Origin of the sequence: Streptomyces sp. NPDC059247 (assembly GCF_042754005.1) — a bacterium.
In the GTDB taxonomy this organism is placed as follows: Bacteria; Actinomycetota; Actinomycetes; order Streptomycetales; family Streptomycetaceae; genus Streptomyces.
In genome coordinates, this window is the sequence record NZ_JBHYZW010000006.1 from 267,364 (window position 1) to 293,357 (window position 25,994).

The 25,994-nt window shown below is 73.2% G+C and carries 20 protein-coding genes and 1 tRNA gene; 10 read left to right on the forward strand and 11 right to left on the reverse strand.

Annotated elements, in window-relative coordinates; all coding sequences use genetic code 11:
- Positions 1–54 precede the first annotated feature (54 nt).
- Positions 55–1,071 carry a questin oxidase family protein gene (locus tag ACFXGN_RS14740; RefSeq protein ID WP_384858273.1) on the forward strand — a complete coding sequence of 339 codons (1,017 nt, stop codon included), beginning with the start codon at positions 55–57 and terminating at the stop codon, positions 1,069–1,071.
- An 82-nt stretch (positions 1,072–1,153) separates the two neighbouring features.
- Here ACFXGN_RS14740 and ACFXGN_RS14745 read toward each other — a convergent pair whose 3' ends face one another.
- Positions 1,154–1,942 carry a dioxygenase gene (locus ACFXGN_RS14745; protein ID WP_384858276.1) on the reverse strand — a complete coding sequence of 263 codons (789 nt, stop codon included), beginning with the start codon at positions 1,940–1,942 and terminating at the stop codon, positions 1,154–1,156.
- Positions 1,943–2,031: 89 nt separating this feature from the next.
- Here ACFXGN_RS14745 and ACFXGN_RS14750 point away from each other — a divergent pair, with 89 nt between their 5' ends.
- Positions 2,032–2,538: a MarR family winged helix-turn-helix transcriptional regulator gene (locus ACFXGN_RS14750; RefSeq protein WP_384858278.1), complete on the forward strand. Its 507-nt coding sequence runs from the start codon at positions 2,032–2,034 to the stop codon at positions 2,536–2,538.
- A gap of 55 nt (positions 2,539–2,593) precedes the next feature.
- On the opposite strand, the gene ACFXGN_RS14755 is transcribed toward ACFXGN_RS14750, so the two are convergent.
- The gene (locus tag ACFXGN_RS14755; RefSeq protein ID WP_384858281.1) at positions 2,594–4,171 is read right to left on the reverse strand and encodes an MFS transporter; all 1,578 of its coding nucleotides are present in this window, start codon (positions 4,169–4,171) and stop codon (positions 2,594–2,596) included.
- Between the two features lie 90 nt (positions 4,172–4,261).
- Positions 4,262–4,969 (reverse strand): TetR/AcrR family transcriptional regulator, encoded by a 708-nt coding sequence (locus ACFXGN_RS14760; protein ID WP_384858569.1) that lies wholly within the window; start codon positions 4,967–4,969, stop codon positions 4,262–4,264.
- Between the two features lie 610 nt (positions 4,970–5,579).
- On the opposite strand from ACFXGN_RS14760, the gene ACFXGN_RS14765 reads away from it, so the two are divergent.
- On the forward strand, positions 5,580–6,851 hold the full coding sequence (locus tag ACFXGN_RS14765) for a M6 family metalloprotease domain-containing protein (RefSeq protein ID WP_384858284.1): 1,272 nt from the start codon (positions 5,580–5,582) through the stop codon (positions 6,849–6,851).
- Positions 6,852–7,058: 207 nt separating this feature from the next.
- Here ACFXGN_RS14765 and ACFXGN_RS14770 read toward each other — a convergent pair whose 3' ends face one another.
- The gene (locus tag ACFXGN_RS14770; RefSeq protein WP_384858286.1) at positions 7,059–8,681 is read right to left on the reverse strand and encodes a class I adenylate-forming enzyme family protein; all 1,623 of its coding nucleotides are present in this window, start codon (positions 8,679–8,681) and stop codon (positions 7,059–7,061) included.
- A gap of 452 nt (positions 8,682–9,133) precedes the next feature.
- Between ACFXGN_RS14770 and ACFXGN_RS14775 the strand changes: the two genes are divergently transcribed.
- Both ACFXGN_RS14775 and ACFXGN_RS14780 read left to right on the forward strand, forming a co-directional pair.
- Complete coding sequence (locus ACFXGN_RS14775; protein ID WP_384858287.1) at positions 9,134–9,403, forward strand: hypothetical protein; 270 nt, start codon at positions 9,134–9,136, stop codon at positions 9,401–9,403.
- Positions 9,404–9,660: 257 nt separating this feature from the next.
- Positions 9,661–9,733, forward strand: a tRNA-Arg gene (locus tag ACFXGN_RS14780).
- A 158-nt stretch (positions 9,734–9,891) separates the two neighbouring features.
- On the opposite strand, the gene ACFXGN_RS14785 is transcribed toward ACFXGN_RS14780, so the two are convergent.
- On the reverse strand, positions 9,892–10,215 hold the full coding sequence (locus ACFXGN_RS14785) for a helix-turn-helix domain-containing protein (protein ID WP_384858289.1): 324 nt from the start codon (positions 10,213–10,215) through the stop codon (positions 9,892–9,894).
- Positions 10,215–10,583 carry a type II toxin-antitoxin system RelE/ParE family toxin gene (locus ACFXGN_RS14790; RefSeq protein WP_384858572.1) on the reverse strand — a complete coding sequence of 123 codons (369 nt, stop codon included), beginning with the start codon at positions 10,581–10,583 and terminating at the stop codon, positions 10,215–10,217. The genes ACFXGN_RS14785 and ACFXGN_RS14790 overlap by 1 nt, the downstream gene beginning before the upstream one ends.
- A gap of 372 nt (positions 10,584–10,955) precedes the next feature.
- On the opposite strand from ACFXGN_RS14790, the gene ACFXGN_RS14795 reads away from it, so the two are divergent.
- Positions 10,956–11,270: a hypothetical protein gene (locus ACFXGN_RS14795; protein ID WP_384858292.1), complete on the forward strand. Its 315-nt coding sequence runs from the start codon at positions 10,956–10,958 to the stop codon at positions 11,268–11,270.
- Positions 11,271–11,476: 206 nt separating this feature from the next.
- On the opposite strand, the gene ACFXGN_RS14800 is transcribed toward ACFXGN_RS14795, so the two are convergent.
- Both ACFXGN_RS14800 and ACFXGN_RS14805 read right to left on the reverse strand, forming a co-directional pair.
- On the reverse strand, positions 11,477–13,204 hold the full coding sequence (locus tag ACFXGN_RS14800; RefSeq protein ID WP_384858574.1) for an MFS transporter: 1,728 nt from the start codon (positions 13,202–13,204) through the stop codon (positions 11,477–11,479).
- A gap of 382 nt (positions 13,205–13,586) precedes the next feature.
- The gene (locus ACFXGN_RS14805; RefSeq protein ID WP_384858295.1) at positions 13,587–16,442 is read right to left on the reverse strand and encodes a D-alanyl-D-alanine carboxypeptidase; all 2,856 of its coding nucleotides are present in this window, start codon (positions 16,440–16,442) and stop codon (positions 13,587–13,589) included.
- Positions 16,443–16,612: 170 nt separating this feature from the next.
- Between ACFXGN_RS14805 and ACFXGN_RS14810 the strand changes: the two genes are divergently transcribed.
- From ACFXGN_RS14810 to ACFXGN_RS14820, 3 genes are all read left to right on the forward strand, one after another.
- Positions 16,613–17,311: a GPP34 family phosphoprotein gene (locus ACFXGN_RS14810; RefSeq protein ID WP_351789632.1), complete on the forward strand. Its 699-nt coding sequence runs from the start codon at positions 16,613–16,615 to the stop codon at positions 17,309–17,311.
- A 234-nt stretch (positions 17,312–17,545) separates the two neighbouring features.
- Positions 17,546–18,406, forward strand: coding sequence for a helix-turn-helix domain-containing protein (locus ACFXGN_RS14815; protein WP_384858298.1), 861 nt, complete (start codon positions 17,546–17,548; stop codon positions 18,404–18,406).
- A gap of 306 nt (positions 18,407–18,712) precedes the next feature.
- Positions 18,713–18,913, forward strand: coding sequence for a DUF397 domain-containing protein (locus tag ACFXGN_RS14820; protein WP_366443178.1), 201 nt, complete (start codon positions 18,713–18,715; stop codon positions 18,911–18,913).
- 158 nt (positions 18,914–19,071) lie between these two features.
- Here the strand turns inward: ACFXGN_RS14820 and ACFXGN_RS14825 are convergent, their stop codons facing one another.
- Positions 19,072–19,905, reverse strand: a complete 834-nt coding sequence (locus tag ACFXGN_RS14825; protein WP_384858301.1) for a hypothetical protein — start codon at positions 19,903–19,905, stop codon at positions 19,072–19,074.
- An 82-nt stretch (positions 19,906–19,987) separates the two neighbouring features.
- Between ACFXGN_RS14825 and ACFXGN_RS14830 the strand changes: the two genes are divergently transcribed.
- On the forward strand, positions 19,988–20,770 hold the full coding sequence (locus tag ACFXGN_RS14830) for an SDR family oxidoreductase (RefSeq protein WP_384858304.1): 783 nt from the start codon (positions 19,988–19,990) through the stop codon (positions 20,768–20,770).
- 76 nt (positions 20,771–20,846) lie between these two features.
- Here the strand turns inward: ACFXGN_RS14830 and ACFXGN_RS14835 are convergent, their stop codons facing one another.
- Positions 20,847–21,965 (reverse strand): ADP-ribosylglycohydrolase family protein, encoded by a 1,119-nt coding sequence (locus ACFXGN_RS14835; RefSeq protein ID WP_384858306.1) that lies wholly within the window; start codon positions 21,963–21,965, stop codon positions 20,847–20,849.
- A 269-nt stretch (positions 21,966–22,234) separates the two neighbouring features.
- Positions 22,235–25,918 (reverse strand): S8 family peptidase, encoded by a 3,684-nt coding sequence (locus tag ACFXGN_RS14840; RefSeq protein WP_384858308.1) that lies wholly within the window; start codon positions 25,916–25,918, stop codon positions 22,235–22,237.
- Positions 25,919–25,994 lie beyond the last annotated feature (76 nt).

The window sequence follows — 25,994 nt, forward strand, 5'->3', positions numbered from 1 at the left end:
ACTAGGTCCCGCGACCGTTCCGCCCGCCCCCTCCCCGGCCTTAGCGTCCTCGGCATGAGCGACCGCACCGGAACCCTCGACGAAGCCCTCGAACGCCTCCACACCACCGGCCCGGAGCGGGACGGCTGGCTCAGCAACCACGCCCCGATGGCCGTCGAGGCGCTGGTGCGCCACGGTCAGGCGGCGACCGTGCACCGCTGGCTGGACCACTACACCGACAGGCTGGAGGAGTCGCCCCCGCCGACCCGTACCCTCACCGCCGCCGACACGGCCGGGGCGCTCGGCGACCCGGCCCGGATCACCGACTGGACCCTCTTCTTCGGCCGGGAGCTCGAAGCCCGCCCCTGGCGGGAGGTCCTCGCCGAGTGGTGGCCCCGGCTGCTGCCCGGGATCGCGGCCGGGGCGACCCACCCGGTGATCCGTACGGGGCACGCCGTGCGCACCCTCCTGGAGTCCGGCGAGACGGGGACGACCGCGCCGCGCCTGGCCGAGCTGGCGCACGCCCTCGGCTACTGGGCGGCCCGCCACCAGCCGCTGCCCGCGCTGGCCCCCCTGCCGGTGGCGCCGTCGGCGGCGGCGGCGCTGGACGCCGTACCCCTGGTCCCGGAGCAGGACGGGGGGATCAGGGCGCGGCTGGCGCAGCTGACGGCGTTCCCGGTCTGGGGCACGGCCCCGGACCCGGACACGGCGAAGGAGCGGCTGGTGGAGCTGGTGACGGCGGCCACCCACCGGTACGCGACCCATGGACACGGCGAGCCGGTGATGCTGGTGCACGCGGCGACCGCGCCGAACGCGGTCCTGCGCGCCCTGCCCGCGCTCCCCCGCGAGCTGTGGGCGCCGAGCCTGGCGGCGGCGTGGACGGCGGCGGCGGCGGTGACCGCCGCGTACGGCCCGGCGGAGGGCGTGGCGTGCGCACCGGTCTCCCTGGCCCCGGAGGAGGTCTTCGCGCGGGCGGCGGCGCACGGCGACGACCACACGATCAAGTTCACCGACACGGCCCTCGACGTGGGCGGTCCGCCGGCGCTCGCCGCCGCCGTCCGCTCGATCGAGCTGAACCCGCCGGTCCTCTGACCCGCGCCGGGGCCCGGAGCCGCACCGAAGCCCGCACCGGGCGGGGGCCGTCGCTGGGGCCGTACGGATCCCCCGGCGGGGCTCAGCCGAACTGCACCGAGCGCTTGGCCAGGCCCATCCAGAAGCCGTCGATCACCGACCGCCCGGCGTCGAGGTCACCGGCGGCGTCGGCCGCGCCCATCGTGACGAAGAGCGGGGCGAAGTGCTCCGTGCGCGGATGGGCGAGGCGTCCGGCGGGCGCCTTGTGCTCGAAGTCGAGGAGCGCGTCGACGTCCCGGGCGGCGAGGGCCTCGTGGCCCCAGGCGTCGAACTCGGCGGACCAGCCGGGGACGCCGCCGCCGGTGTGCCGGAGGGCGGCGAGGTTGTGGGTGAAGAAGCCGCTGCCGACGATCAGGACGCCCTCGTCGCGGAGCGGGGCGAGCCTGCGCCCGATCTCCAGGAGGCGGCGCGGGTCGAGGGTGGGCAGGGAGATCTGGAGCACGGGGACGTCGGCGTCCGGGAACATCTCGACGAGCGGTACGTACGCGCCGTGGTCGAGGCCCCGGTCGGGGATGTCCTGGACAGGGGTGCCGGGGCCCCGGAGCAGCCTCCGGACGGACTCGGCCAGCTCCGGCGCGCCGGGGGCTCCGTAGCGGACGCGGTAGTAGTGCTCGGGGAAGCCCCAGAAGTCGTACACCAGGGGCACGGTCTCGGTCGCGCCGAGCGCGAGCGGGGCCTCCTCCCAGTGGGCGGAGACCATGAGGATCGCGCGGGGGCGCGGGAGGTTCCCGGCCCAGGCGGCGAGTTCGCCGGGCCAGACGGGGTCGTCGGCGAGCGGTGGGGCGCCGTGGGACAGGTAGAGCGCGGGCATCCGGTCGGTCGTGGTGTCCATGGCGGCGACCCCCTTCAGGGTTCTTGAAACTTCAAGTGTCACGAGGAGCGTAGACCCAAATAGTTCAACTTTCAAGGATGAGTCGTACGATGGGACCCATGGGAGACACCACCGAACCACGCTGGCTCACCGCCGAGGAGCAGCACGTCTGGCGCGCCTATCTGCACGCCACCACGCTCTTCGAGGACCACCTCGACCGCCAGTTGCAGCGCGACGCCGGAATGCCGCACGTCTACTACGGGCTGCTCGTCCAGCTCTCCCAGGCACCCCGGCGGCGGATGCGGATGACCGAGCTGGCCAGGGGCGCCAAGATCACCCGCTCCCGGCTCTCCCACGCGGTCGCCCGCCTGGAGAGGAACGGCTGGGTGCGGCGGGAGAGCTGCCCCTCCGACAAGCGCGGGCAGTTCGCCCGGCTGACGGACGAGGGGACGGAGGTCCTGCGCAGGACCGCGCCCGGCCATGTGACCGCCGTCCGCCAGGCCCTCTTCGACCGGCTCTCCGCCGAACAGGTGACGCAGCTCGGCACGATCATGAGGGTGATGGCCGAGGGCCTGGAACCCCAGGACCCGGACGCGGACCTGCCCTGGCTCCGCTGACGCCGGAACCAGGGCAGGCTTTCGAGAGGAACGGGGCAGGAGCCCCGGGGGCCGTTCAGTGCGCGATGACCGGGACCCTCACCTCGGCGTCCGCGTCCGTGCCCGAACCGGCGACCGCTCCGGCGCCCGTGCCCGGCTTCCCCGTGGTGATCAGGGCGAAGGCGATGGCCGCCGCCGCGACCAGGATGCCGACGGCCCACCAGATGGCGGCCGTGTAGCCCTCGACCATGCCCTGGAGCTGGAGCAGCTTCTGCCCCGCCGGGGTGGTCGCGCCCGCCGCGTGGTCCGTGAGGTACGCGGTGGTCGCCGAGGCGGCGATCGTGTTCAGCAGGGCCGTACCGATGGCGCCGCCGACCTGCTGCGAGGTGTTGACCATCGCGGAGGCCACTCCGGCGTCCCTGGGGTCCACGCCCAGCGTCGCAAGCGACATCGCGGGCATGAACGCCGTACCCATGCCCAGACCGAGGAGCAGCTGCGCGGGCAGGATCAGACCGGCGTACGAGGTCCCGGTCTCCAGCTGCGTCAGGAGCAGCATCCCGACGGCGGCGGTCAGGAAGCCGGGGGCCATCAGCAGACGCGGCGGGACGCGGGTCATCAGACGCGTGCCGATCTGCGTGGAGCCGACGATCATGCCCGCGATCATCGGGAGGAACGCGAAGCCCGTCCGGACCGGCGAGTACCCCTTCACGATCTGGAGGTAGTACGTCAGGAAGAGGAACAGGCCGAACATGCCGATGACCGCGAGGCCCAGCGACAGGTAGACACCGCCCCGGTTGCGGTCGGTGAGGACGCGCAGCGGCAGCAGCGGGGACTTCACCTTCGCCTCGGTGAGCACGAAGGCGAGGAGCAGCACGGCGGAGCCGACGAACAGGCCGACCGTGCCCGCGTCGCTCCAGCCCTCGGACTCGGCGCGGGTGAAGCCGTAGACGAGCGCGACCAGGCCCAGGGTGGACAGGATGACGCCGGGGACGTCGAGCGCGGCGCGGTTGCGGGCGCCCGTGGGCTCACGGACGACGAGGTACGCGCCGACGGCGGCGACGATCGCGAACGGGATGTTGACGAAGAAGGTCCAGCGCCAGTTCAGGTACTCGGTGAGGAAGCCGCCGAGGATCAGGCCCACGGCGCCGCCGCCGCCCGCGATCGCGCCGTAGATGCCGAAGGCCTTGGCGCGCTCCTTGGCGTCGGTGAAGGTCACGGCGAGCAGCGAGAGCGCGGCGGGCGCGAGGAGCGCGCCGAAGGCGCCCTGGAGCGCGCGGGCGCCGAGCATCGCGGCTTCGCCGGTCGCGGCTCCGCCGAGGGCGGAGGCGACGGCGAAGCCGATCAGGCCGACGACGAAGGTGCGCTTGCGGCCCCAGATGTCGGCGATGCGTCCGCCGAAGAGGAGGAGGCCGCCGAAGGCGAGGGCGTAGGCGGTGATGACCCACTGCCGGTTGCCGTCCGATATCCCCAGGTCCTGCTGGGCGGAGGGCAGGGCGATGTTCACGATCGTCGCGTCGAGGACGACCATCAGCTGGGCGAGGGCGATGAAGACGAGGGCTTTCCAGCGCCCGGGGTCGGGGCGGGTCCCGGCGCTCTCGCTCCCGGGTATCTCGCTCTCCGGGTTCTTCGCGGTGTTCTCGGGGATTTTCGGCATGGGTGGAGCCACCTCTTGGCGCGTACTGGCAGAAAAGGGACGTGAAGGGTGTCGGGTGTGGGGGCCTCTCGAAGCGTCAGGCCCCGGCGGTCACGGTGTGCGCGGCGGGCAGGAGTCGCGTCTCAGGTCCTCCAGGGTCGCGGCCGTTCCGGGCAGTTCGGAGCGCGCGGGCGCCTCCAGACCGTCGAGGAACAGCTGGAGGTGACGGTGGACGTACTGCTGGAAGTGGGTGGTGCAGGCGGTTCCGGGCAGGGGGCGGGTCAGCTGGGACACCGCCACCATCAGGTCGCCGACACCGACGTCGGCGCGGAGGCGGCCCGCTCGGCGCGCCCGGTCGACGAGGCCCTGGACGGCCTCCTCCAGCCGTTCGCGCTCCTCGGTGAGTTCGGGGTGGTCGCGGTCGAAGGCGCCGTCGAGCATCGGGCACAGGGCCCCGACGCGCTCCTCGGCGGCGGCGTGGGTGAAGCGGCGGAGGGCGGCGAAGGTGTCGGTCTCCTCCTCGGCGGCCCGTTCGGCGAGTTCGGTGACCCGCGCGAGGAGCGAGAGGACGACCTCGCGGATCAGGTCGGAGCGCTCGGGGAAGTTCCGGTAGAGCGTGGCGTTGCCGACCCCGGCCCGGCGCGCGACCTCGTCGTACGGCACCTGGGGCCCGAACTCGACGAACATCTCGCGGGCCGCCGTCACGAGCCGCTCACGGTTGCGCAGCGCGTCGGCGCGGGGGCGGGGGGCGCGGCGGGCGGACGGGGCGCCGCCGGACCCGGCGGGCGCGGGCGCGGTGTCCACGGACCCGGCCCTCACGGGCCCGGCGTCTGCGAGTCCGGCGTCCGCGGGCACGGTGCCTACGGGCGCGGCGGCCTCGGGCCCGGCACCTGCGGGCGCGATATCGGCGGGGCTGGTCACGCCACGACCTCCTGGGATCACTGAGGGACGCCCGCTCACGGCGGACCTCCCGTCACGGGGGGGGCGTCCGGCCGTCGGGAGACGACGGCAGGGCGCCGGGGTCGTCCGGCCACGAGGAGGGCGACCGGACATCGGGGCATCCGGCCACCGGAAGGGCGACCGGACATCGAGGACGACCGGCCACCACGGGCGACCGGACTTCGGGCATCCGGCCACCGGGAGGGCGACCGGACTTCGAGGGGCTCCCGCCCCCGGGCCCCTCGCGGGAGCATCCGGGGAAGGACTCCCCACTTCGTTCGACACAGGGCTAAACGGGGAAGAGGTCCCCGCTTATTTCCCGTACGGAAAGTGATCCGGGTCACTTTCACCCCTCCGCCCGGAATACCCACGATCGGCCCTTCCGGCGCGCGCTCCGGAACCACCCGTCACAGGCTGATCGCACAGCGCGGCCCCGGACGCACCGGCCGGGACCGTGCCGCCGACCTGCCCCGACCGGAGAGGCGCCCGTATGCAGCACCCCCGCCGACGGATACGCAGACCCGTCGCCCTGGCCGCGACCACGGCGCTCTCCCTCACCCTGCTCGTCTCCGCGAGCACCACCCTCCCCGGGCCCGCCCCCGCCTCGGCGGGCCCCGTGGCCGCCGCCCCGGACGGCGCCCAGCTGGGACCGTGCCGGATCGCCACCACGATGGGCGTGCAGATGTCGGAGGGGCTGCCCACCGCCCCCGGATACGTCCGCTCCACCGGCCAGGTCAGGGCCCTCAACCTGATGGTCGACTTCCCCGACGCCCCCGGCGACGGCACCGCGATGGGCCGCTACCGCGAGTTCTTCCCGCAGACCGCGGACTGGTTCCGCACCAGCTCCTACGGACGGCTGCACTACCGCGCCGAGGCGCCGATACCCGACTGGCTGCGGATGCCGAAGGCGTTCTCCGCGTACGGGATCGAGCGCGGCTCACCGTACGAACCGGGCTACCGCGCCCTCGTCGAGGACCTCGTGAAGGCGGCCGACCCCCGGGTCGACTTCAGCGCGTACGACCTGGTCAACGTCCTGGTCACGCCGAACGCCGGGCCCTCCGCCCTGGACACCGTCCTGTCCGTGACCTTCTCCGGGAACGACGACGCCCCCTACGCGGACGGCGTACCGCTCGCCAACACGTCCTTCGTCTACAGCCGCCAGGACGACGGCTCCGGCAGCTTCGCCGAGACCGGCTACCGGGTCCTGCCGCACGAGAACGGGCACGTCTTCGGACTGCCCGACCTCTACACCTCGGACGGCGGCGGCACCGTTGGGCACTGGGACATCATGTCCGAGGACTGGGGGGCCAACAACGACCTGCTCGGCTGGCACAAGTGGAAGCTGGGCTGGCTCGACAACGACCAGGTCGGCTGCGCCTCCCGCCCCGGCTCCACCGAGTGGACCCTCACCCCGCTGCCCGTCACCGGCGGCCCCAAGCTGGTGTTCGTCCCCCTCTCCGGCACCTCGGGGTACGCGGTCGAGGTCCGCGCCAAGGGCGGCAACGACGAGGCGGTCTGCAAGGACGGAGTCCTCGTCTACCGGGTCGAGTCCGACGTCGACACCGGCCACGGCCCGGTGTCCGTCGCCGACAGCGAGCACGCCAGCGGCGGCTGCACCCGCCGGGCCAACGTCCACGCCGAACTCTCCGACGCCCCGTACCACCCGGGAGAGACGTTCACGGACCGCGCGAACGGCGTCCGGATCACCGTCCTCGACACGGACACGACCGGCGGATACCGGGTCCGGGTGACCCGCGACTGAGGAGTGCCCCTGCGGCTGGAGGGTGCCTTGTGGCTGGAAGGGTGCCTTGTGGCTCAGGCACCGGCCCAGGAACGGCCCTGTGGCTCCGGCCCTGGCCCAGGCCCCGGCCCCGGAACGGCCCTGTGGCTCAGGCACCGGCCGCGGCCCCGGCCCCGGAACGGCCCTGCGGCTCCGGCCCAGGCCCAGGCCCAGGAACGGCCCTACGGCTCAGACACCGACCCCCGGGTCGGCCAGCCCCTCCCGCAGCCGCCTCTTCAGGACCTTGCCGGCCGGGTTGCGGGGCAGTTCGGCGTCCCGTACGACCACCCGGGCGGGCACCTTGAAGGAGGCCAGGCGCGCGCCCACGTGGGCGCGCAGCTCCTCGGGGCCGGAGGCGGCGCCGGGCCGCAGCCGGACGACGGCGGCGACCTCCTCGCCCAGGAGGGGGTGCGGGACGCCGAGGACGGCGGCGTCGAGGACGTCGGGATGCTCCTGGAGGACCCGCTCGACCTCGACGCAGTACACGTTCTCGCCGCCCCGGACCACCATGTCGGTGAGCCGGTCGACGATCCGGACCCGCCCCTCCGGGTCCACCCGGGCGAGGTCCCCCGTACGGAACCAGCCGTCCCCGGTGAACGCGGCGCGGGTCGCCGCCTCGTCGCCCCAGTACCCCCGGACCAGCGACTGGCCGCGCAGCAGCAGCTCCCCCACGCCCTCCGCGTCGGGCCGGTCGATCCGGGCCTCGGTGGCGGGCGAGGGGCGGCCGACGCTGTCCGGGTGGGCGCGGTACTCGGCGCCGACGTTCGACAGGACGCCGCCGCAGGTCTCGGTGAGCCCGTAGCCGTTGCGGGGCTCGACGCGCTCCCCGTATCCGGCGACGAGTCCGGCGACGATCCCCGGCGGGGCGGTGGCGCCACCGGTGCTGAGCAGGGTGAGGCTCGCCAGGTCGTCCCCGGCGGCGCGGGCCGCCGCGAGCAGTTGGAGCGCGGTCGTCGGCACGCCCGCGTAGTGGGTGACGCGGTGCTCGCGGATCAGCTCCAGGGCCCGCTCCGCGTCCCAGCCGCGCATCGTGACGAGGGTTCCCCCGGCCGCCATCACCCCGTAGAAGGAGGTGAACGCGGCCACGTGGAAGAAGGGGAAGGTGGTCAGCGACACCGGCGCGGGCCCGGTCCCCGGCACGTCCCCCCGGGCGAGGGCCGCGGCGGCGGCGAAGTAACGGGAGTTCACGGCCGCCCCCGCTTGCGCGAGATGGGTGGCGACGGCGCCCTTGGGCCGCCCGGTGGTGCCGGAGGTGTAGACGAGGGTGGCGTCCCACTCGGGCAGCACCTCGACGGCGGGCGGCCCGAGGAAGGGGTCGAGATCGGGGACGTACGCCGTGAAGCCGTCCACCGCCGGGCCGCCGAAGACGATCCCCGGCACCCCGCGCGGCCCCGCCCAGCCCCGCAGCCGCCCGGCCCGCTCCGCGTCGGCGAGGAGCAGCCGGGGCGCGCAGTCGTCGAGGGCGTACGCGCACTCGTCCTCGGTCCACCAGGTGTTGAGGGGTACGGCGACGAGCCCGGCGAGCTGTGCGGCCCAGAAGGCGGTCTGCCAGTCGGCCCCGTTCCGCAGGGCGACGACGACCCGGTCCCCGGGCCGCAGCCCGTACTCCCCGACGAACCGCCGGGCGAGCCCACAGGCCCCGTCGAAGAACTCCCGGTAGGTCACGCCCCCGCCCTCGGACACGAGGAACACCCGCTCGCCGTACCCCCAGGTGGCCTCCACGAACTCCCGCAACGTCCGAGGCCCGGAGACGTACCGCCCCTCGCCGACGGCGAAGGGCGCACCGGGGACGACGAGCCGGGGATCGGCCACGGGACCGGCCGGGTGACCGGCCCGGGGATCGGCCAGGGCATCGGCCAGGGCATCGGCCCCATGATCGGCCAGGGAGCCGCCCGGGTGATCGCCCCCGGGGCCACCCCGCCGGTCACCGGCCCCGGCCCCGGCCGCGCCCCCCGCCCCGGAACCAGGCCCGGTCCCCGCCCCTGCCCCGCGCGTGTCCACCGCTGAACCTCCTGAGCGTCCGAGTGACGACGGGCGGGAAGCACGACCCGCCACGGCCACGGGCCCGGAGCATAACGCGATGCCCGGCCGCTGCCACCGTCGGCGGAACACCCGGCTCGGCTGTACGCGAAGAACGTCTTCCGGCCTCGGACCCCCGGCCCCTCAAGGTTCCGCCGCTTCCTTCACGACCATGACGGCCCCATGGCCGATCACCAGGTACGGCGCTATGGTCACCCCGATCCGGACCGATCGCAGGGGAGACGATGACGAGACCGTGGGAAGCCGATCCGACTACGACATTCAAACGGCGTCTGGGCAAGTCGCCACAGGAACTCGGCATCACGACCGACACCCCTGACTGCCCCGACCTCTGGGAACTGGAGAACGGAGACGTGGCCGTCATCGGCCGTGACCTCACGAAGGCCTTGGGCGGACGGTTGCCGACAGGAGTCTCCATCGGACCGGGCGAACGGCTCGTGGTCATCCCGAGGAACATGCTGATCGCGGCGAAACAGGACATCCCGAACACCTGATCCCGCCCGCAAAACCCGTCCGAGCCCCTGGGGTGCCCCCGACCCCACAGGCCTCCCCGCATCCGATGAAGCGTCCTCCATCGCTGGACAGCGCGAGCGGGGAAGGACTCTGCCGCCGCTGCCCCCGGCTCCACCGCCAGACGCTTCGACCGACGAAGGCACCAGCTCAGACCGGATACCCGCCACCCCAGCACACCCACCCCGAACCGAGGCGACCTCGGCAACCCCCATCCGCTAGGCTGTCAGCGGTCAGTCCCGCCTTCGTAGCTCAGGGGATAGAGCACCGCTCTCCTAAAGCGGGTGTCGCAGGTTCGAATCCTGCCGGGGGCACAGCAAAGCAGCAGGTCAGAGGCCTTTCTGCCCATCGGGCAGAAGGGCCTCGTGTGTGCAGCACGGCGCCGGGGCAGGCCGGACCCGCGTCTCAAGGCATCCACGACGCGCGTCGGCTCATGTCGACAATGCCCTCGACGTACCGGGCGGGCTCGTTTTCAGGCGGCGTGCGGAGTGAAGGTGACACGGGAGCCACCCTCGTCGATGGCCAGGTTCAGGGTGCCGTCCAGTGCCTTGGCCAGGCGTCGCAGCAGCGGGAGGGTAGGCACGGTGTCGCCGCCCTCCATCCGGGACACCTGAGGCTGCGTCATCCCGGCCCGCTCGGCCAGTTCGGCCTGAGACAGCCCGAGCTCGATCCGACGGTCGTAGACCGCCTGCCCGAGATCGCCGGCCAGCCGCGCGTCGACGTACTCCTGGTCGTACTCCACCGCCTCACCCGCAAGCTGCCGGGCCCGGCGTGTCCTCCACGTGCTGTGGTTCATCAGCTCTCCTTGCGGCGATCGTAGATGTGCTCAGCATGGCCGTGCTCGGTCTCGCAGACCTTCTGGGCCTGATGCGCACGCTCGACTTCCGCCACCTCACGCATCCTCGTCTTACGGAACACCGTCAGCAGAACGATCCGCTGCCCGGGGGCGAGCCAGTAGGGGATGCGCACGGCCTCACCGTCCAGCTCGAACCGCAGCTCACGTAGCTTGCCACCCAGGTGACGCGAGTACGGCTCGCCAAGCGTGGTCGGCTCGTCCAAGAGGCGGTCCGTCTTGTCCTCCACTCGCCAGTAGAGGCGGAAGGGAAGTAACTCCAGCCAATCCCGCACCTCGGGTTCGATCTCGATCTCCCACCGCCCCGTCATGCAATCAACGGTATATACCTCCAATTGCATGGCGCAAGTCTCTGGCGACGACCCACGCCTGTGGCAAGAGGTGCTCCTCAGCGGTCGGCCCGGAACGGATTCAGCACGCATGAGGCCGGGAAACCCTGGGAACACGCGAGGACCTCCGAGACACGTTTCACCAGGTCAACCGCAGTCATGGCAGTGTTTCCGCAGGTCACAAACGTGATCAGGGAGAACTCCTCAAGCGGGTGGCGCAGGTTCGAATCCTGCCGGGGGCACAGGAAGTAAGGGCCGGTCTCAGGAGGGTGCTCCTGGGGCCGGCCCTTACTTGTGGGCGTGGTCCGGGTCTCGCATGTTGCGTGAAAGCTGTTCGGTGGTGAGGGTCTCGGCGTGGACCCCCAGCGGACGCGGTATCTGATCAGGGTGTTGCTCGACGCCGGAGTGGATATCGGCGGCCGGGACGACGCTGCCATGGATCTGTATGAAAGCGATGACCCGCAGGCCCGTGAGGCTCTTCTCGTGGTGGCGAGCGATGTCCTGACCCCGTGCATGGTTCTCGCCAGTGCGGGGGAATCCCTCGGGCAGATCGCCATGAGGACCGGGCTCTTCCTGTCCGGACAGGAACGCGCGGGGCTCGTGGGCGACGCCCGGCACGGGTACGACGCCGCTTCGGGGTCCGTACCGGACGGCCACGGCGTCCGGTGACCGAGGTCGGTGACCGAGGCCGGTGACAAAGGTCGACCCGACAGGCGGGCGGGCCGCCGGGCGGGTGCCCGGGAGTCCCCGCCCGCTGAGCCCCGCCCGCTGAGCCCCGCCTGCCGGGCACCCGCACGCAGGGCATCCGCCCGCCGAGCCCCCGCACGCAGGGCACCCGCCCACGTCCTGCTCGACCGTCCCCGGTGAGCGTGGGCTCAGCGGAGTTCCTCCGGGCAGGCTGTGCCTCGGGAGAGTTTGTACGGGGCCGCCAGGCGGTACGTGCCTGCCTTCGGGGCGATCAGTTCGGTCCATTCGTCGCCCTCGGCGTCCGGTTCCGCCTTGAAGAGGCAGCCGTTCTCGTTGGCGAAGGTCTTGGGGAGTTCCGTGTCGGACTCCTCGCGGGCGAGCTTCGACGCCTCCGTCTCCTGCGGGGGCTCGATCTTGCCGCCGTTCTCGTCCATCAGCGCCAGCCACGGCGAGTGCGGGACCCGGATGAGGATGCGGCCGGGGCGCTCGACGCGGATCACGACCTCGTTCTCCTCCGCGCTCACCACCTCGGCCGGCGGGTCCGCGAGGGGCGTCGGGTCCTCGACCTCGTACAGGCGCCAGTTCTCGTCCGACCACACCCGCTTCAGATACGGCAGCCCCGCGCCGACCAGTTCCGCCTCCTGCTCGGCGCCCGAGTCCGGCGCGCCCGTCGGCAGCACCACGTAGTGCACGGCCCAGCGGGCGAGCCACTCCTCGTAGTTCACCGCGTTCAGGGTGTCGTCGTAGAAGAGCGGGTTGCGCTCCATGTCCGCCTGCCGGTTCCAGCCGCGCGCCAGGTTGATGTACGGGCTCAGCGCCGAGGACTCGCGGTGGCTGGACGCCGGGACGACCTCGACCCGCGCCCTGCCCGCGTCCCGTACCTGGAGCTGGTTGACCAGCGGCGCCAGCTCCCTCGCCCAGGAGGCGTCCGGGGCGGTGCGGATCACGTCGTCGACGCCCTTGAAGCCGATCCAGAAGTTCAGCCCCGCGAACGCCAGGATCAGCGCGTACCAGCGACGGGAGCGCGGCACCGTGTACGGCAGCGCGGCGAGCAGCAGCACCCCCGCGAACAGCATCGGGAGCCGCGAGATGTTGGAGCCGATCTGCGAGTCGATCAGCCAGGTCAGCAGCGTTCCGACGGTGTAGACGGCCGCCCCGGTGCGGACCGTCCGCCAGTCCTTCGGGACCAGGACGAACACCAGCACCCCGAAGAGCAGCGGCAGCGCCGTCGATCCGAAGGCCATCGGCTGCGTGCCGGAGAAGGGGAACAGCCAGGACGACAGGGCGACGACCACGACCGGGGCGAGACCGAGGGCGTACGCCCCCGGGCGCCGCCCGTTGAGGAACAGCGCCGCCGCCGCCACCCCGAGGAACAGGCCCGCGACCGGGCTGCACGCCGTCGCCAGGGCCGCGAGCGGCGCCGCGACCGCCGCCTTCGCCCAGCGCCTGCGGCGCCAGCGGTGCGGCCAGCAGAAGACCGCCGCCACCGCGCCCAGCGCGAACATCATGCCGAGGCCGAACGTCACCCGGCCCGACAGCGCGTTGCAGAGGAACGCGAACACCGCCGCCACCGAGCAGGCCAGCGGATTGCGGACCGCCCTCACCCGCACCAGGATCAGCGCGGTGAGCGCCGCCGACAGCGTCCCGGCGATCATCATCGTGCTGCGCACGCCGAGCACCGACATCAGATACGGCGACACCACGCTGTACGAGACCGGGTGCATCCCCCCGTACCAGGCCAGGTTGTACGCCGAGTCCGGGTGCCGGCCGACGAACTCGGCCCACGCGTCCTGGGCGGCCAGGTCGCCGCCGCTGTTCGCGCAGAAGAAGAACCACAGGAGGTGGGCGACGGCCGCGAGCGCGGTGGCCGCCAGGACCGTGTAGCGGCGCTTGCGCTGGGGGGCCTGCCGCTCCAGGGTCGCCGGAGGGGCCTCGGGAGCGGGCCGCTGCGCCGGAAGCACTATTCGCGGGAGCGAATCATCGGACACGTCGGTTCCTTCGGACGCCCCCGGGACACCGGACCCGGCGGCCCCGGACCGGCCCGTTCCACCGGGTCCGCCGGACCCTTCGCCTGCGGACGCCGGAGCGTCGGGATCGACGGTGGAAGCCACGCGGTCGGCGCGTGTCGGCTCGGCGGTGGTCAACTGCGGCCCTTTCCCGTGCTGCCCGTCTCGCTGCGCGCGGGAAGTACCACGCGTCCCTCTCGTCCCCCGCACGACGCTAACAGCTGGGCGCCCCGGGGACCCGGGGCGCCCGGCCAAGCGGGTGGGGCCGGGGTCGCGCCCCGGCCGGGTCCCCTCAGCCCACGCGCGTGAGCTTCTTGTCGAAGCCCGGCTCCACCAGGTCCGTGCGGAGGGCCACCGGGGAGCTGACCCGGCCCGCGCCGGTGCCGATCGACACCTGACCGACGATGTCGCCCGCCTTGCCCGCGTGGGGCACCGCACGGCCGCCGTCGGTCAGCTCCAGCTCGACCTTCAGGCCCGGCCAGCCGACCGCCTTCAGTTCCTTGGTCGCCACCACGGGCGTCCGGCCGCCGAGTCCGTCGTCGACGTACCCCAGGACCTGGTCCTCGCGGATCACGACGGCCGAGGTGACGTCCTTCTGCGCCCGCTTGATCAGCTTGAGGCTGTTGTCGATGGCGAGCTGGAGCTTGTCGTTCAGGACCTTGGCGTCCTTCGCTCCCATCACGATGCCGAGGATCCGCCGGTTCTTGCCGTCGACGACGGTGTTCGCCGACCACAGCAGATTGCCGCCGGCCGGGGTGGAGGAGCCGGTCTTGATGCCGCTCACCCCCGGCTCCAGAAGGATGTTGTTGTTGTTCTCGATCCGGCCCGGGATGCCGTCGACCGTCACGTTCGGCATGTTCACGATCTCCCGGAACACGTCGTACTGCATGACCGCCCTGGCCAGCTTCAGCTGGTCCTCCGGCGTCGACACCGTGCTGTCGAGGAGACCCGAGGGGTCCGTGTACGTCGACCGGGTCATCCCCAGGTCCTTCGCGGCGGCGTTCATCTTCGCCACGAACGCGGCCTCCGAACCGGCGTCCCAGCGCGCGAGCAGCCGGGCCACGTTGTTCGCGGAGGGGATCATCAGGAGCTCCAGCAGCTCCCGCTCCGTGTACTTCTGGCCCTCCTGGACCGCCGCCGTCGACTCGTGCTCGGCGTTCGCCTGATCGGCGGCCTTCTTGTCGATCGGGATCTCGGGGCCCTTCTGCTTCCCCTTGATCGGGTGGTCGCGGAGGATCACGTACGCCGTCATCGTCTTCGTGACGCTGGCGATCGGGGCGGGCTTCTGCGGCCCCCACGTGCCCATCGAGCCGACGCCCTCGACCTCGACGGCGCCCTGTCCCTCATCGGGCCACGGCATCTTCAGCTCGCCGCCCGCGAAGGTGAACGTCGGGTCCGCCGTGAGCTTCAGAGCGGGGTCGGGCAGCGGGCGGACCATCTGTGCGATCGCGAAGACGATCAGGAGCAGCAGGACGAGCGGGGTCCAGATCCGCAGTCGGCGGATCGTCGTCCGCATCGGGGTCGGCGGCGGGGGCGGGGTGTTCGTCAGCTCGGCGAGCAGGTCGAGCGGGGGCAGCGGGGGCAAGGGCTGCTGCCGCGTCCGCTCCGGCTCGGTGAGCCCGGCGGCACCCGCCACCGGCGGACGACCGGCCGCCGGAGCCTGACCCGGGGCCGGGGTCTCGCCCGGGGTCCGCGCCGGGTCCTCCGTACGGCCCGGCGCGGCCTGGTCCGGGGACGGCTGCGGTCGGGCCGGGGCGGGCGCGGTGGCCGCCGCGCGGGACTCCCGCTCCTTCGCGGCCTCCTTCTCCGCCTTCTGCTCGGCCGGGATGTCGGCGCGCAGCGGCAGGAAGGTGCTGGTGCGCTCGTTGTCCGAGTCCCCGGCCAGGGACGGCGGGAGCTTCAGCGCGGTCGTCGGCTGGTCCAGGGGCGGGCGGACGGCCTTGAACATGGTCGTGGGCTGGTCGACGGGGTCGTCGTCCCGGGAGGTCCCGGAGCCGGGCCGGGAGGCCTCGGTGCTCGAACCGGGGGCCGGAGCACCGGTGTCAGGGCCGGAAGCGTCCGGGGTCGACCGGGAGGTCCCGGTGTCCCCGTCGGTGTCCCCGTCGGCACGGGAAGCGTCGCCGCCTGTCCCGGGGCCCTCGGTGTCGGCCCCGGCGTCGGTGTCGGACTCGGCCGCCCCGGTCTCGGTCCCGGCCACGACCGCCCCGGGCTTCCTCTTGAGCGTGGTCGTCGGCTGGTCCACCGGATCGCCGCCGGTCGCCCGGTCCCGCGCGCCCTCGGCGCCGCTCGCGGCCGTACCCGAGTCGGAGCCGAAGTCGGAGTCGGCATCGGCGTCGGGCCGTCCCTCCGTCGTCGACTTCCGCGCGGCGAACCAGGACTCCGTGGCGGACTTCGCCTCCACGGGCTCCTCGTCCCCCTCGTCGTCGCCCGTCTCGTCGTCGGGGTCGGACCCGGCGTCGGACTCGTCGCCGTCCTCGGACGCGGACTCCTCCTCCGGCTCGTCGTCACCGTCCCGCCCGGCCACGGGGACGGAGTCCGGCTCGGACTCGTCGGCCCCGTCCCGCTCGGCCCCGTCGCTCTCAGCCCCGTCGCTCTCGGTCACGGCCTCCGGGCCCGAGTCGTTCCCCGCCCGCGAGTCGGCCCCGGGGCCGGAGCCGGCGTCCGGGGCGCCCTCCGACGCGGAAGGCCCTTCCTGGTCCTCCTCCGTGGCGACCCACGCCGCCACGGCCGCCTTCAGCCGCCCGCCCTCCGGCTCGGCGTCCGCAGACCCGTCGGTGTCCCATCCGGCGCTCTGCGGCCCGGTGGTGGCCTCCGGCCCGACGACGGTCTCCGGTCCGGTGGTGGTCTCCCGTTCCGTCGTCTCCGGTCCGGCCGCCGTGTCGTCCTCCGGCGCGCGCGGCGCCAGCTTCTTGAGCACGGCCGTCCGCTCGTCCACCCGGACCGCGCCCGAGGACGCCGACGACGGCGTGGAGTCCGGATCGGCGGGCGCCGCAACCGAAGCCGACGACGAGGCGTCTGACTCCCGGAGCGCGGAGAGCCGGGGATCCCGGCCGCCGCCCCCCGAGGTCGTCGTCTCCTGCGACGACCGCTGCTGCTCCGCCATGTCGGGGGACTCGCCCGCCACCGTGCCTCCTTCAGCGTCATGCATACGTTCGAACCATGTACCGGTCCGTGTACCAGTGTCCTGTGTGGACCCCTTGGCCCCCGCGCTAGACGAGAACGACATACCTACTGGTTCCCGGATGAAGCACCCAGGCGCTCTCGACAGATGAATGTGAGAGGGGTCACCCTGTCATTCATCCACGCGGGGAGGCATGGATGGGCAGGAGCCGCAGAACCATTCCGGAGGAGCTTCTGCTGCTCGCTCTGGACCCGGCCACGGGTACCACAGCGCAGCCGCAGTCGCTCGACCTGGGCCTGGCCGGCGCACAGCTAGTGGAGCTGGCGCTGGCAGGCCGGATAGCCCCAGACGGGGATCGTATCGCCGTGGTGATGCCACGGCCGACCGGAGATCCGACCTTGGACTCCGCACTGGAACTGCTGCGCAGACGCGGCAGTCCGGTTCGGGCCGTCCACTGGATCGGCGGACCCCGACTGGGGCTCCGTCAGACGTATCTCTCGCATCTGGAGCGATGCGGCATGGTTCATGCCGTGGAGGGCCAGATGTGCGGGGTGTTGCCGACGACTCGCTACCAGGCGACGGAGACGGCGATCAGTCGGGAGATCCGTTCCCGGCTGGACAGTGCGATCCGCACCGGCGTACCGCCGGACCCGCGGACCGCGGCGCTCGCCGCGCTGGCCCATGCGGTCGGTCTCGGCAAGCACCTCTACCCCGGCAACGAAGGCAGGTCGTCGCGGTCCCGGCTGCGCGATCTGATCCGGCACGACCCGATGGGCGGCCTCGTGGCGCACGCCGTGATGGACGTCCAGAACGGCGCGGCGGCACAGCCGCGCCGGAGCGCCCCGGGTGTCCCGGCGCAGCCGCACGGCGGCATGGTCCGCGCGGCGGCGCTCTAGCACTCGGCGGTACTCGGCGGTATCCAGCAGTACCCGGCGAGCGGGCACACGCTCGCCCAGGCACCCCACCGGGAGCCGCACGAGGTGCGGGGCGGTCACGACGACCGCCCCGCACACGCGCGTTCCCGGGCCCGCGTTGTGCTCGTTTTCCAGCGCGCACCGGGACTTTGGTGGCAGTCTGCCAAGCGGTAGATACTCACAGCTACGCAGCAGACAGCCGGAGGTGCAGTTTCCGTGGCGTCCAATGTCAACCCCACCGTCAGGCGACGCCGATTGGGCCAGGAGCTGCGACGGCTCCGGGAAGCGAAGAACATGACGGCCGAGCAGGTCGCCGAGCGTCTCCTCGTCTCCCAGTCGAAGATCAGCAGGCTGGAGAACGGCCGCCGTTCCATCAGCCAGCGCGATGTGCGCGACCTCTGCGGGGTGTACGAGGTCGAGGACGAGCGCATGGTCGACTCGCTGATGCAGATGGCCAAGGACTCGCGCCAGCAGGGCTGGTGGCACGCCTTCGGCGACATCCCGTACAGCGTCTACATCGGTCTGGAGACGGACGCGGAGAGCCTGCGGATGTACGAGCCGCAGATCATTCCGGGGCTGTTGCAGACCCACGCGTACGCGGAGGCGGTGATCTCCGGGGCGCTGCCTGAGTCGACGCCCGCGGAGATCGAGAAGCGCGTCACGGTCCGCACCCGGCGGCAGGAGCGCGTCCGGGACGCGGAGCGGCCGTTGCGGCTCTGGGCGGTCATCGACGAGGGCGCGCTGCACCGGATCGTCGGTAACAGACAGTTGATGGTGGAGCAGTTGGAGCATCTGCTCGAACAGTCGCAGCTGCCGCACGTGACCGTGCAGGTGCTGCCTTTCGAGATGGGCGCGCACCCGGGCATCAGCGGGCAGTACTCGATCCTGGAGTTCCCGGACACCTCCGATTCGAGCGTGGTCTACATCGAGGGGGTGACGAGCGACCTGTATCTGGAGAAGACGCAGGACGTCGGCAAGTACAGCGTCATGTACGAGCATCTGCGGGCGCAGGCGCTGAACGTCGAGCAGACCCGGGAGTTCATCTCGGAGATGGCCAAGAAGCACGCCAGGGGCTGAGGCCGGGGCGTGGTCCGGGAGGGCCCGGGGAGGGGGCTGAGGAGGGGTCCGGGGAGGGGCCCGGGGAGATCCCTGGGAGGGCCTCGGAAGGCCGTCGGGAGGACCGTCGGGCGGGCCTGAACACCCTTTCCCGCACGCCGGGCAGGGGAGCGTACACCCTTTGATCGTTGCCGGGGAAGCCTGGTTGGAATATGCCACTCGGACGTGTGAACGCCGGTCACGCCGGACGGGGCCGGCGAGTAGCTTCGATCACGCCGGCAAGAACGTTGGCGCGACACCTCACTGGCAGAACCGGAGCTGAGCAGCATGGCGATTATTCAGGGTGGTACGGACGCCTGGACGAAGTCCTCCTACTCCGGGGGGAACGGGGCCTGCGTCGAAGTGAAGTCCCCGGTCATGGCCGCGATCGCGGTGCGGGACTCGAAGGCCCCCGAGGGTCCGTCCCTCTCCTTCGGGCCCGGATCGTGGAACTCCTTCGTCGGCGAGGTGAGCAACGGGGCCCTCTGAGCCCCGCGCCGCCTCCGCCGCACCAGCGGTACGCAAGAGCCCTCTCGTCCGGTCCGCCGTCCTGGCCGAGGGGGCTTCGGCCTTTTCCGGGGCCGCGCGGCCCCGGGCGCGGCGCGGACCGTACCGGGGACCGGGCCCGTCCGCGTACCGCCGGGGACTCACCTCAGCTCGTCCACGTACCGGTCCGTGCCCGGGACCGTGGGGACGAAGGGGGCCACCAGTTCCACCCGGGCGGTGGGGGTGCCCAGGGTCTCCAGGTCCGTGAAGTGGGGCCGCCAGCAGGTGCGGGGGTCCTCCTCCAGGAACCACAGCAGGGTGAGGCGGGTGTCGACGGCCTCGACCTGCTTCACGTACGTCATGCGGTCGCCGGGCAGCGGGGTCGGGCGGAAGACGGTGACCATCGCCGCCGGTGAGCCCGCGAGGCGGCGGGGCAGTTCGTGGTGGCGCAGGTGGTCGAGGAGGGCCGCCCGTTCCCCGGGGCCCTCGGCGTCGACGACCTGGAGGATCAGCCCCGCGTACGGGTGGTCGAGGGCGTGGAGGTCGCGCGGACCCGCCGCGCCGTCGCGGTAGACGGTCGCCTCGTGGTCCTGGAACGCGGTGAAGACATGGGTCCTTTCCCGGTGGACGCGGGCGTCCCGGTTGAGCCGCTTGTTGATGCCGACGGTCCACTTCATGTGGTCGTCGTAGCGGCCCTCGGTGATCCAGTACGTGGAGAGGTAGCAGCCCGCGGTGACCGGCCGGGCGACGGCGGAGTCCGCCGGGACCCGCAGTTCCTGGAGCGCCCGGGTGGCGACCCAGCGGCGGCCCGCGTACATCCAGGGCATGGCCATGGCGCCCGCGTAGTAGTGGTCGTCCTCGTACCAGCGGTTGTACGCGTACTCGTGGCCCGGATGCGGCTCGACCATGGTGATCAGCGCGTGCCCCGGCCGCACCCCGTACGGGCCCACGGCGGCCAGTTCCGCGTACGTCTCGCTGCGGGTCTCCTCGCTCACGCTCGTATCCCTTCCCAAGTCGGTGACGGAGACCTACTCTGACGGACCGTCAGATCAATGGCCAGGGGCGAGAGGGGTCGGGATGCTGCTCCGGGGGAAGACGGTCGTCGTGTCGGGGGTCGGCGCGGGACTCGGCCACCGCGTCGCCGAGACGGTCGTCGGGGACGGCGGGAACGCGGTCCTCGGCGCCCGCACCGGCGCCAACCTCGTCAGGTCCGCCGCCGCGATCGACCCGGCGGGGCACCGGACCGCGCACCGGGTCACCGACATCACCGACGAGAAGCAGTGCGAGGCGCTGGCCGCCCTCGCCGTCGAGCGCTTCGGCGGGATCGACGCGGTCGTCCACGTCGCCGCCTGGGACTCGTACTTCGGCGGCCTGGAGGACGCCGACTTCGCCACCTGGCAGGGCGTCCTGGACGTCAACCTCCTCGGCACCCTGCGGATGACCCGGGCCTGCCTCCCGGCGCTGAAGGAGCGCGGCGGCTCGGTCGTCCTGATCGGCACCCAGTCGGCCGTGGCCGCGCCCACCCAGGTGCGGCAGGCGGCGTACGCGGCCTCCAAGGGCGCGCTGACCTCGGCCATGTACTCGCTCGCTCACGAGCTGGGGCCGCACCGCGTCCGGGTCAACACCGTGCTCCCGGGGTGGATGTGGGGGCCGCCGGTCGAGGCGTACGTACGGTTCACCGCGCACACCGAGGGGGTGCCGGAGGAGGAGGTCCTCGGACGCCTCACCGAACGGATGGCCCTGCCCGAGCTCGCGACCGACGCGGACGTGGCCGACACCGTCGCCTTCCTCGCCTCGGACCGCTCCCGCTCTATCACCGGCCAGTCCCTGCTGGTCAACGCGGGAGAGCTGATGCGGTGATCCCTCCCGGGACCGGGGCCGGGAGCAGGGGCCGGGGCCTTCCGGGCCTTCACGGTCCGGCCGGACCGCTTCCCCGTCAGGCTCTCGGGTAGCGGGCCAGCCAGCCCGGGGAGGCGTCCGTCGGGCCGTGGAGGGCCGGGCCCTGGGTCATCTCCATCGCGAAGTCGTCCGCGAGTTCCAGGACCGTCGGGCGGCCCTCCAGCTCCGCGAGCCAGGCCGGGGGGAGGGCCGTCTCGCCGTGCAGGGCGCCGAGCAGCGCACCCGTGAGCGCCCCGGTGGCCGCCGACGGGCCGTCGTGGTTCACCGCGAGCCGCAGCCCGTGCCGTACGTCCTCGCCGACCAGCGCGCAGTACACGGCCGCCGCCAGCTGTCCCTCCGCCCGGTCCTCGGCCGCGCCGAGCGCGGTCACCCGGTCCGGGTCCGGCGCCCCCTCCCGTACGGCCGCCAGGGCGCGGTCGAGCGCCTCGCCGACCGGCTCGCGGCCGGGGCGGGCCGCCAGCTGTTCCAGGGCCCGTCCGACGGACGCCTCGACGGTGCCGCCCCGGGCGAGCCCGTGCACGATGACGGCGAAGGCGCCCGCGGCCAGTCCGGCGGCGGGGGCGCCGTGGCTCTGCGCCGCGCACTCCACGGCGAGCTGGCAGACGAGCTGCGGTTCCCAGCCGACGAGCAGGCCGAAGGGGGCGGAGCGGACCAGGGCGCCGGAGTCGGCGGCGGCCGGGTTCTTGGGCTTGTCGAGGGTGCCGAGGACCTCGTCGCCGAAGCCGGTCAGGCAGGCGCGGGGCGGGTTGCGGCGGGTGTAGAGCCACTCCTCGCGGGCCAGCCAGCCGTTGTCCTCCCGCCGTTCGTCGGGGCCCCAGTCGCGCTGGGTGGCGGCCCAGCGCAGATGGGCCCGGTGGACGTCGGTGGGCGGATGCCAGGCGCCGGTGTCGCGGCGGACCTGGGCGCGGATGAGGCCGTCGACGGTGAACAGGCCCATCTGGGTGGCGGCGGTGACCGCGCCCCGGCGGCCGTGCGCGGGGGCGGGCTCGGTGAGCCCCTCGGGGCCGTGGGCCTCGCGGAGTTCGGCGAGCGTACGGCCCTCGGCGCCCGCGCCCAGGGCGTCGCCGAGGGCGCCGCCGAGCAGACAGCCCCGGACGCGGGCGCGGAAGTCCTGTTGTTCGGCGCGGCCCCACACGGCCGCGGCTGTCGTGGCCACGACGCGCCCCCTCCCCCGTAGACCGGTCTGCGCAGCACTGTAATGGACCGGGTACGTCCGCTCGGGGGCCGGAACGTTATGTGATCCGACGCCCTTCCAGCCGCTTTTGACCGTAGTTGGCCGGGGGAAGGCGAAAGGCCGGGGCACCCGTGTGGGGGTGCCCCGGCCGTCCTTCAGCGGTCCTCCGCCGTCCCTCAGCGGTCCTCCGGAGGTTCTTCCCTGGTCCTCAGGGAATCCCGGGGGATCCCCGGGGATCCTTCGGCGGACCGTCAGCGGCGGACCTGGTAGGCCCTCGTCACCGTCTGGTCGACGGAGTTGCCGTCGGCGTCGGTGGCGGTGACCCGCAGCGAGACGAAGCCCGCGGCGGACGGGTTGTCGATCCGGCCGTTCAGCGCGCCGTCCAGGCGGACCTGGCGCCAGGAGGCGCCGTCGTCGTACGAGGCCCACAGCTTCACCCCGGTGATCTTCGGGCCGGTCAGGCCCTTGGGGTGCCGCACGCCGAGGCCCACGGACGTCCGGGACTTCGTCCGGGCGCTGTTGGCCAGATCGGTGCCCAGGCGGTAGTCGACCGACAGGACGGGCAGCACCGTCCGGCCCGCACCGGCCTCGGAGCGGAAGCGCCAGTCGGTGCGGACCCCGGTGGAGGTCGTCCAGCCCGGCTCGGCGCGCCGCACGTCGGTGACCACGCGGTACTCGGCGCGCTGCGGGACCACCGGGAAGGCGACGGAGGCGGAGGGGGCGGTGCCGAGGAGGGTGCCGTCCCGGTAGACCGTGGTCAGCTCCTTGTCGGCGCCGCCGCGCAGGGCGGTCCACCGGCCGGAGCCGCTGTCGAGGAGACCGACGGCCCCGACCCCGGCGAGAGCGCCGTCACGGACGGCCGCGTTGTCCAGTCCGTCCGGCAGCGCGGTGCGGACCACGGCCTTGTTCCAGTCGCGGCGCACCTTCTGGCCGGGGGCCAGCGTGGTGGCGGTCGTGACCTGCCAGGCGCTGCCCGCCTCCCACACGGGGCCGAGCTTGACGGCTTCGGCGGTGCTCACGCCCGGGGTGACGTACTCGGTCAGGGTCCGCTGGAGCGTCACCCGGCCGTAGAGGTAGTTCGCCACCGGCTGCATCGGGGAGCGGGTCAGCCTGCTGTACCCGGCCTCGGCCCCGGCGGTCGCGCCGTGGAACCGGGTGTCGACCGTGGCGAGTTCCCCGGCCCGGACGCGGTAGCGCTGGTCGGCGGGGACCCTGCCGTCGGTGTACTTGACGAGGTCGTAGGCGTACGGGCTGACCGCCGTGCCGGAGAACGCGATCCGGGCGCCGGACAGGGACATCAGCCGGTCGCCCTCGGCGCCGGAGACCGTCATCGCGGGGATGCGGGTCTCCTGCTGGCGCCAGTGGCTCGCCAGCCAGTTGCCGGGGGTGTCGTTGGCGACGATCACGGCGACCGCTCCGGCGTCGGCGGCGGCGTCGATCTGCGCGTTCGTCGTGGTCTTCGCGTCGTCCCGCCGCACCAGCGCGACCTTGCCCCGGACGTCCTCGCCGGGCCGGGCGACCCGCAGGACCCGGGTGCCGTCGAAGCGGGCGGAGCCGACCCAGCCCTGGAAGTAGGAGGCGTCGAGGGCGCGACCGCCGTGGCCGAGGAGCCGGGCCGAGAGCGCGGGGGCGGAGAGCGTCCAGCCGACGCGCGACTCGAAGAGGTGGTCCCCGGTGGACTCCGACGGCACGGAGTACACCGCCGTCTCACCGCCCAGCCAGGTCTCGCGGTCGTGGACCACGCCCGTGGTGGCGCGGGCGAAGACGCCGACCCTGACCCGGTTGGCCTCGGACGGCAGCGGGGTGGTCATGGTGACCCGGCCCGCCTTGGAGCCGTCGAAGACGAGGGTCCGGTCGGAGTCGATCAGGGCGCCGGGCCGGGCCGCGTAGGTGTACTCGTGGAGCCTGCTCCAGTCGGGGCTGTAGTGGAACACCTCCGCGGTGAAGGAGTGCTCGCCGCGCGGGACCCGGATCACGACGGTCCCGTCCTCGCCGACCGGATACGTCTCCGGGAGCTGCACCTTGTCCAGGGTGGTGTCGGTGACCGCCGCGACGCCCTTGGTGGGCTTGCCGTCGCGGTCGAGGACCTTCAGCGTGACGTCGAAGCGCCGCACGTCCCGGCCGAAGCCGACCGCGGTGACGGCCGTGGTCCCGTCGGCGGCGCGGGCGGTGACGTGGGCGCCGTGCGAACCGGTCGTGACGCCCGCGCTGTCGAGGGTGACGGCGACCTCGGCGGTGCCGTGCGCCGGTACGGTCACCGAGTCGGCGCCGAGGGCGAGGACCCCGGCGGGGAGCCGCTCGCCCGCGTCGCCGAGGGTGAGCGCCAGCGTGACGGGGGCGTCGCCGTCGTTGACGTACTGGATCTTCTTCTCGACCGGGGCGGATTCGTCCCAGCCGCGCAGGCCGAAGTCGACGGTGCCGCTGGCGGAGACCGGCTGGCGGACCGCGCGCGCCACGTCGACGCGTCCGGCGCCCTGGGCGTACACGGAGGTGTCGGCGGTGGTCTTCGCGGTGCTGACGAGCTGGTTCTTCAGCTGTGCGGGCGACCAGTCGGGGTGGCGCTGGGCGAGGATCGCGGCGGCGCCCGCCACGTGCGGGGTGGCCATGGAGGTGCCGCTGGCGCTGGTGTAGAGGTCGCCGGCGGGGGTGCCCATCGTGGTGCCGGCCGCGCGGGCCGCGACGATCCGGACGCCGGGGGCGGTGATCTCCGGCTTGAGGCCGCCGTCACCGCGCGGGCCCCGGCTGGAGAAGCTCGCGACGGCGTCGGCGGAGTCGACCGCGCCGACGGTCAGGGCCGCGGCGGCGGCGCCGGGCGAGCCGACCGTCTTCGCGCCGGGGCCGCTGTTGCCCGCGGCGACGGTGAACAGGACGCCGGTGCTGGCGGTGAGCTGGTTGACCGCGAGCGACATGGGGTCGGTGCCGTCGGCGCCCTCCTGGCCGCCGAGGCTCATGGACACGACCTTGGCGCCGGAGTGCGCGGCCCAGTCCATGCCCTCGATGATGCCGGACTCCGAGCCGGAGCCGGTGTCGCTGAGGACCTTGCCCACCAGCAGCTTCGCGCCGGGGGCCACGCCCTTGTAGGCGCCTCCGGAGCCCGCGCCGCTGCCGAGGATCGTGGAGGCGACGTGGGTGCCGTGGCCGTGGCCGTCGCGGGCGGTCTCGCCGGGGACGAAGCTGCGGCTCTCGACGAGGCGGTCGGCGAGGTCGGGGTGGGTGGCGTCGACGCCGGTGTCGAGCACGGCGACCTTGACGCCGGTGCCGTCGTATCCGGCGGCCCACGCCTCGGGGGCGCCGGTCTGCGGGACGCTCCTGTCGAGGAGGGCGCTGACCTTGCCGTCGAGCCAGAGGCGCTGGATGCCGCCGGAGAGCCGGGCCCGGGGGGTGCCCGCGCGGGCGCTGTCGTCGTCGACGGCCTCCCAGAACGTGTCGCCCTTCGCCTTGTCGGCGCTGACGGCCGCGCCGCGCACACCGGGGAGCTGGCGGGTGAGGCGGGCGCCGCCGGGGGTGGGGGCGGTGGTGGAGTCGTAGCGCACGATCAGCGGGGTGGCCGTGCGGTGGGCGTCGTCGAAGCCCTGGGCGACGAGCTGGGTGACGTTGAACAGGCGCTTGTCGACCCGGCCGTTGTGGATCAGCGGCTCGACGTCCCGGGGTATCACGTAGACGTCGGTGCCGACGGTGTAGGTGCGCATCCCGGTGGCGCCGGACCGGTACGGGGTGACGTTGACGGCCACGGTCTTCCCGGCCCGGGTGGCGACGGTCACCTTGTCGCCTGTCACCAGGGTGACTGTCGCGGTGCGGACAGCGTCCCGGGGCGCGGCGGTCACCGCGTCCTCCCCGGCCGCCGGGAGGGGGGCGGCACCGTACGCGAAGCCTCCGGCGGCCATGGTGGCCGCCAGGGCGAAGCTGAGCAGTGCGGTTCTCCGTCTGCGTCGCATGGTGGGGCGCTCCTTCCGCCGGCGGGGGGTCCGTGTCCGGCGGAACCAAGAGTCAACAGAAAGGATCACCTCCGCT

What these genes read in the sequence shown, in the direction of transcription:
- ACFXGN_RS14740 (WP_384858273.1), top strand. Translation starts at nt 55, where the DNA reads ATGAGCGACCGCACCGGAACCCTCGACGAAGCCCTCGAACGCCTCCAC.
- ACFXGN_RS14745 (WP_384858276.1), bottom strand. Translation starts at nt 1,942, where the DNA reads ATGGACACCACGACCGACCGGATGCCCGCGCTCTACCTGTCCCACGGC.
- ACFXGN_RS14750 (WP_384858278.1), top strand. Translation starts at nt 2,032, where the DNA reads ATGGGACCCATGGGAGACACCACCGAACCACGCTGGCTCACCGCCGAG.
- ACFXGN_RS14755 (WP_384858281.1), bottom strand. Translation starts at nt 4,171, where the DNA reads ATGCCGAAAATCCCCGAGAACACCGCGAAGAACCCGGAGAGCGAGATA.
- ACFXGN_RS14765 (WP_384858284.1), top strand. Translation starts at nt 5,580, where the DNA reads ATGCAGCACCCCCGCCGACGGATACGCAGACCCGTCGCCCTGGCCGCG.
- ACFXGN_RS14775 (WP_384858287.1), top strand. Translation starts at nt 9,134, where the DNA reads ATGACGAGACCGTGGGAAGCCGATCCGACTACGACATTCAAACGGCGT.
- ACFXGN_RS14785 (WP_384858289.1), bottom strand. Translation starts at nt 10,215, where the DNA reads ATGAACCACAGCACGTGGAGGACACGCCGGGCCCGGCAGCTTGCGGGT.
- ACFXGN_RS14790 (WP_384858572.1), bottom strand. Translation starts at nt 10,583, where the DNA reads ATGACGGGGCGGTGGGAGATCGAGATCGAACCCGAGGTGCGGGATTGG.
- ACFXGN_RS14805 (WP_384858295.1), bottom strand. Translation starts at nt 16,442, where the DNA reads ATGCATGACGCTGAAGGAGGCACGGTGGCGGGCGAGTCCCCCGACATG.
- ACFXGN_RS14810 (WP_351789632.1), top strand. Translation starts at nt 16,613, where the DNA reads ATGGGCAGGAGCCGCAGAACCATTCCGGAGGAGCTTCTGCTGCTCGCT.
- ACFXGN_RS14820 (WP_366443178.1), top strand. Translation starts at nt 18,713, where the DNA reads ATGGCGATTATTCAGGGTGGTACGGACGCCTGGACGAAGTCCTCCTAC.
- ACFXGN_RS14830 (WP_384858304.1), top strand. Translation starts at nt 19,988, where the DNA reads ATGCTGCTCCGGGGGAAGACGGTCGTCGTGTCGGGGGTCGGCGCGGGA.
- ACFXGN_RS14840 (WP_384858308.1), bottom strand. Translation starts at nt 25,918, where the DNA reads ATGCGACGCAGACGGAGAACCGCACTGCTCAGCTTCGCCCTGGCGGCC.